This window comes from Actinoplanes sp. NPDC051633 (assembly GCF_040681735.1).
In the GTDB taxonomy this organism is placed as follows: Bacteria; Actinomycetota; Actinomycetes; order Mycobacteriales; family Micromonosporaceae; genus Actinoplanes.
This window is the reverse complement of the sequence record NZ_JBFAZH010000455.1, coordinates 1-5756: the sequence shown is the minus strand read 5'-3', so window position 1 is coordinate 5756 and position 5756 is coordinate 1. Positions and strand designations below refer to the sequence as shown.

Here is a 5756-nt window from a genome sequence, read left to right as displayed (position 1 = left end):
GCGGCCGCGACCGCGGCCAGCCGTTTCCTGCGCTGGGTCCATTTCGGTGCGGAGAGCACGGTGGCTGATCCTCCAGAGGGTACGAACGGGGGAGTGGGAGCGCTCCCATTCATAGAAGGATGTCAAAGCCGACGACATGACGCCACCGTTTTCGAAATCTCGTGGTTCCGGATTCCCGATCAGCTGGGGAGCCGTACGTCGGCGGCGTCGCGATCGGGGCGCAGTCCTTTCCAGGACGGTTGGCGGAGCCGGCAGTCGTGCGTCCAGGAGCGGAAGGTGACCTCGGCAACGAGGACCGGGCGGACCCACTCGGCTTGCCGGGCGTGCTGGCGGGGCGCCGGCACGTCGAACGGGGACGTCGACTGCCCCAGGCCGGTGAGCCGCTTCTGCAGGTGGCGAAGGTCTTCGTCGCTGAATCCGGTGCTGACCTGACCGACGTAGGTGAGCCGGTCGTTCGCGTCGAACATGCCGACCAGGAGCGACCCGATTGTTGTCGACCGACGGCGCACGCTCGGCTTGTATCCGGCCACGATCACTTCGGTCGTCGTGGTGAGCGGCACCTTGATCCATGCCGGCGAGCGCCGGCCGGGCTGGTACGGCGAGGCGAGTTGCTTGGCCATCACGCCTTCGAGGCCGATTTCCCGGGCCGCGTCCAGCAGCGCCGGCCCGGCGTCGCCGGTCCAGTACGGGGGTGTGTCCACCGGGTCTCCGGTGACGTGCAGCCGCTGCAGCGCCTCGCGCCGGTCGACGTAGGGCAGCGACGTGAGGTCGGTGCCGTCGAGGTACAGCAGGTCGAACAGGTAGAACCGGACCGGCTTGCTGCGTACCGCCGCCGCGGTGGGGACCGGGGTGCGCATGCGTTGCTGGAGGGCGGCGAAGCTGGGCACCCCGGTGCGGCCGAGCGCGACGATCTCGCCGTCGAGGATGGCCCGGCGGCCGGCCAGCGCGGCCCGTACGGCCTCGATCTCCGGGTAGGTGTGCGTCACGTCGATCTTGTTCCGGGCGAGGAGGCGTAGGTCGTCGTCGAGATACGCGATCGTGCGCAGGCCGTCCCACTTGAACTCATAGCCCCACTCGCCGTCGGTCGGGAGTGGGCGGAGGGTGGCGAGCATCGGCTCGATCACAGTGGGCATCGGGACCGGAGCGTCGGGGTGCCGGTCCGGCTGGGCCGGCTGGGCCGCCTGGGCCGGCTCGGCCGCGCCGGTGGGCACGACCTCGAGCCCGTACCGGTCGCTGACCAGCCGGACCGGGCTGAGGTCGAGCACTGGCCAGCTCGGCGGGAGGGCGACCTCGGCAGGCTTCGGATTGTCGGTGACATAGAAGGCTCGATGGGCCAGCGCCGAGGCCACCGCGTGTCCGACGTTGAGATCGCACTCGGCCAGGCGGGTGAACTCGCTGACCTGACGGAGCTCGTCGGGGTCCTGCCCGCCCAGCGGGAGGATCACCATGGTCCTGGTGCTCATCAGGCGCATCAGCTGGGTGATGTCCCACTCGTCGGTCAACGCGGCCAGGGCGGTGGTCAGGCACGTGGACGGAACGCCGACGTGGCGTCCTTCGGCGTTGATCTCGGAGATCAACTCGGCGGCGGCGATTTGACCGTGGGCGTACGCGATCAATGCGGAGGCGTCGAAGACGACGGCGATGTCGGTCACGCGGCGCGGCCACGGGCCCGGGCGAGCCGCCGTTTCGCGTCGTCCAGGGTCGCCTGGGGAATGGGCCGGGAGAGCTCCGCCCGCCAGCGTCGCCGACCGGCCGGGGTGACTTCGAAACCGGCTGCGCGCAGCACCTCGTCCAGCGCGGGGTCGGTCACACTTTCGCCCGCGGCACCACTGCGTGCACCGCCGTCGGCCACGGTCTGATTCTACGCGTCAAGGTCGTTTGGGCACAGACCTTGCCGGCCGACGTGGGGGCAGAGGCGCTTTGCGCCACTACATGTTGTGTCCTAAGCTCGTATTAGAACAAGCGTTCGATAATCTCACACCGCAGGAGATGGTGGCATGAGGTCGATCTGGAACGGCGCGATCTCTTTCGGGCTGGTGTCGATCGCGGTGAAGGTGTACGCGGCGACCGAGCAGAAGCACATCCGCTTCCACCAGCTCCACGAGGCCGACGGCTCCCGCCTCCGCTACCGGCGGCTGTGCGTGGGCTGCGGCGAGGAGGTGGCGTACGAGGACATCGCCAAGGGGTACGACCTGGGTGGCGGAGACATGGTGATGCTCACCGACGACGACTTCGCCGGCCTGCCGCTCGCCTCGACCCACGCGATCGACGTCCTGGAGTTCGTCCCGGCCGACCAGATCGATCCGATCCTCTACGCGAGCGCGTACTTCCTCGAGCCCGACGGCGCCGCCACGAAACCGTACGTGCTGCTCCGTGAGGCGCTGCTCCGGACGAACCAGATCGCCATCGTCAAGGTTGCGCTGCGCCATCGGGAGCAGCTCGCAACGCTTCGGGTGCGCGCGAACGTGCTCATGCTCAACACCATGCTGTGGCCGGATGAAGTACGGGAGCCGACGTTCTCCTTCCTGGACGCGGACGTGGAGACGCGCCCGGCCGAACTGACGATGGCGACATCCTTGATCACGTCGATGGCCACGGACTTCCACCCCAAGCGGTACAGCGACGACTACCGTGTGGCCCTCCAGGCCGTCATCGAGGCCAAGGTGGCAGGTCGCGAGATCGTGCCCGTGGCGGAGGAGACGGCAGCGCCGACCGCGGCGGCCGACCTGATCTCGGTGTTGCGCGCCTCGGTGGAACGGGCCCGGGCGGCCCGCGCCGAATCCCGGCCGAGCGCGGACGCTCCACCGGAACGAGCCACGCCGAGCAGGCCGGCACACGACCCCACCGGCGCTGCCACCGCTCCGAAACGCGCCAAGGCCCGCGCTCAGCCGGCGCCCAAGAAGGCGCGCACGAAGAAGGCGCCGGCGCGGAAGGCGAAGTCCGACAGCAAGACCTGATCGCCGCAGCCGAAGAGTGCCTCGTTCAGGCCTTGCGCCCTACGCCGCCGAAGTGTGGAACCGGTTCGGCGTCTTCCTCGCCCTTCTCGGGTCGCCACTGCGAGCAGCTGACCACTCCGGGCTCCACCATCTCCAGGTCACCGAACAGACGCTTGACCTGCTCGGCACTGCGCAACACCATCTTGGCCGCCGGGCCCTCGTTCCACAGTCGCAATGCCTCCACCATCGTCTCGCCGTTGATCTCGGTGGTGGGGTGGGAGATCGCCAGGTAGCTGCCCGGCGGAAGGGCGTCGACCAGCCGGGCGACCAGATCGGCCGCGTTGTCGTCGTCCGGAACGAAGTTGAGGATGCCCAGCAGCGTGAGCGCGATCGGCTGGTCGAAGTCGAGTGTCCGGCGCGCACCCTCGATGATTGCCGCCGGTTCCCGCAGGTCGGCGTCGATGTAGTCGGTCCTGCCCTCCGGATGGCTGGTCAGCAGGGCCCGGGCGTGGACCAGCACCAGCGGGTCGTTGTCCACATAGACGATCCGGCTGCTCGGCGCGATCTGCTGCGCGACCTCATGGGTGTTGTTCGCGGTCGGGATGCCGGTGCCCACGTCGAGGAACTGGCGGATGCCGGCCTCGCCGGCCAGATAGCGGACGACCCGGCCGAGGAAGGCGCGATCGGCCCGAGCCGACGCGACCATCTCCGGGACCATCGCCAGGATCTGGTCGGCGACCGCACGATCGACGGCGAAGTTGTCCTTGCCGCCCAGCCAGTAGTTCCACAGGCGAGCTGAGTGCGGAACTCCGATATCAAGTTTGGACGTCGTGTCGTCACCCAAAGCGGCCACATGCGCTCCCTCGGATCGCCGTCAATCACCGATCACGGTTCGGGCGAAGACTAGTCGGCGTGGCTTCGAGGCGACACCCCGCCCATGCCAACGAAAGGCAGCCAGGCCGGCCCGAGGCTGTCTCAGCGCCCGCGGTCGCGGTGGATCTGGAGTTTGGCGAACAGGTCGCTGAACATGAGCCGAGCGTCCAGCTCTGTGTAGACGCGGATCTGGCGTCCGCTCTCGCGCGGCGTGTAGGTGCCGTCGTCGTTGATACGGGGGGCGAAGCGGGTGACGTACCGGGAGGATGACGGGTCGGCCTCGAACGAGGACTGCAGCGCCGTCAGGAGCACCAGCGGGTTGTCGCCGAGGATGTAGGTCTCTCCCATGTTCAGACCTGCTCCGGCGGCCAACTCGAAGATGTCGAAGATCCGCTCGTACAGGTGTTTGCCGATCCGGCCGGCCGGCCGCACCTGGGTGATCAGCTCGGTCATGGACACCAGCGCCTGGCGGTAGACATTGCGCGGCACCTGCCACAGGGGGATCGGCGAGTCGAAGACGACCTGCGCGGCGGTCAGGTCGATGCGCAGGTTGTACTCCACGCCGCTGGAGCCGGGCGGCGGTGGAACGCCGAGGTCCGGGTATTCCGGTCCGCCGATCCAGACCGCGGTGAGCCGCTCCGCGATGCGCGGTTCCATCAGATGGGCGCTGGCCAGTTCGGTGAGCCCGGCCCCGAAGGTGGCGAACAGAGGCAGCTGGGAATCGCTGCGCATCGCCTCCGCGACGATCGCCTGTGCGCCGGCCGACCGCTGCGGGGTACGCGCATCGACGAGCGCGACGTTGGAGCCCTGGTAGGCCGGGAGCCGGCCGGTCAGACCCATCAGCCGCAGGACCTCCAGGATCCGCCGGTAGGCGTTGGTGGCCTGCTGCGTCGAGGGGTCGAACGGATCGCCGGGCGCCAGGTGTGATCCGATCGCCGCGCGGAGGTCGACCGACGGCGAGAGCAGGTGATGGACCAGCTGGTACAGCCCGTCCGGGTCGCCGGAGTAGTCGTTGTCGCTGATGACCCGGTACCGCGGTCCGGCCGGCGGCCGGAACGGGCGTTGGCCGCCGGGTTCGGATGCCACCGCGGGCGACGCGGTGCCGCCGACGGCGACCGCGGTGGCCGCGGCGCCGCCCAGCACGAGTTGGCGCCGTCTGAGCTCACTCATCGTGATCCTCCTGCCATCGTTCGCGTGCCGTCCGCCGGCGTCCTCGCCGCGAGGCACCGGCATCACGCGCGCATAACGCGAGTCCCGGGTTGGTGCCACGGCGGCACCCAGCAGAATTCGAAGCCGGAGTGCGGTATGCATTCTTCATGACGACAACCGATCCTCCGCCGCTGACCGTGGTTCAGCCCGGTGAAGGGCTGCTCGGCGAGCTCGGCGCCATCGGCGTGCAGTTCAAGTTGTGGGGCGAGGACACGGGAGGTGCGTTGTCGATCGTCGAGCACCCATTCCCGGTCGGGGCGCTGGTGGCGCCGCATTTGCACACCCGCGAGGACGAGTACTCCATCGTCACCGAGGGCGAGATCGGCTTCCGGTCCGGCGACCGGGAGGTGGTGCTCGGGCCCGGCGGCTACATCACCAAGCCGCGCGGAGAGTTGCATGCGATGTGGAACGCCGGTCGCATCCCGGCCCGGATGATCGAGATCATCAGTCCTGCCGGGTTCGAACACTTCTTCCGCGAAGTGGCCGAGATCGTCGCGGCGGGTCCGGCCGCGGCGGGGCAGGGTGGCGACCTCGCGGAACGCTACGGCCTGCAGTTCGGTCAGCCGGCGTGGCTGCCGGACGTTGTTGAGCGGTACGGCTTGGTCCCGCCCGGCTAGACATCACAGCCAGCCGCCCGGCGACGTACGCGGCTCACGAATCGCCAGCCGGAAAGCTCCTCATCGGCCTCTCGCTGCGCCTTGCGGGCGCTCTTCCGGTCTCGGCGGGTTGGTTTGCGCC

6 protein-coding genes are annotated in these 5756 nt (G+C 69.1%); 2 read left to right on the top strand and 4 right to left on the bottom strand.

Annotation, left to right across the window (positions count from 1 at the left end; translation table 11 throughout):
* Window positions 1–179: 179 nt before the first annotated feature.
* Window positions 180–1652: a non-homologous end-joining DNA ligase gene (gene ligD / locus AB0M20_RS23665; RefSeq protein ID WP_364301544.1), complete on the bottom strand. Its 1473-nt coding sequence runs from the start codon at window positions 1650–1652 to the stop codon at window positions 180–182.
* On the bottom strand, window positions 1649–1810 hold the full coding sequence (locus AB0M20_RS23660; RefSeq protein ID WP_364301542.1) for a hypothetical protein: 162 nt from the start codon (window positions 1808–1810) through the stop codon (window positions 1649–1651). The genes ligD and AB0M20_RS23660 overlap by 4 nt, the downstream gene beginning before the upstream one ends.
* 187 nt (window positions 1811–1997) lie before the next feature.
* Between AB0M20_RS23660 and AB0M20_RS23655 the strand changes: the two genes are divergently transcribed.
* Window positions 1998–2957 carry a Ku protein gene (locus AB0M20_RS23655; protein ID WP_364301540.1) on the top strand — a complete coding sequence of 320 codons (960 nt, stop codon included), beginning with the start codon at window positions 1998–2000 and terminating at the stop codon, window positions 2955–2957.
* A 25-nt stretch (window positions 2958–2982) separates the two neighbouring features.
* Here AB0M20_RS23655 and AB0M20_RS23650 read toward each other — a convergent pair whose 3' ends face one another.
* Window positions 2983–3789 (bottom strand): SAM-dependent methyltransferase, encoded by an 807-nt coding sequence (locus AB0M20_RS23650; protein ID WP_364301538.1) that lies wholly within the window; start codon window positions 3787–3789, stop codon window positions 2983–2985.
* Between the two features lie 122 nt (window positions 3790–3911).
* A complete protein-coding gene (locus tag AB0M20_RS23645; protein WP_364301536.1) occupies window positions 3912–4979 on the bottom strand; it encodes a nucleoside hydrolase in 1068 nt (355 codons plus the stop codon).
* 146 nt (window positions 4980–5125) lie between these two features.
* Between AB0M20_RS23645 and AB0M20_RS23640 the strand changes: the two genes are divergently transcribed.
* Window positions 5126–5635: a cupin domain-containing protein gene (locus tag AB0M20_RS23640; protein WP_364301534.1), complete on the top strand. Its 510-nt coding sequence runs from the start codon at window positions 5126–5128 to the stop codon at window positions 5633–5635.
* Window positions 5636–5756 lie beyond the last annotated feature (121 nt).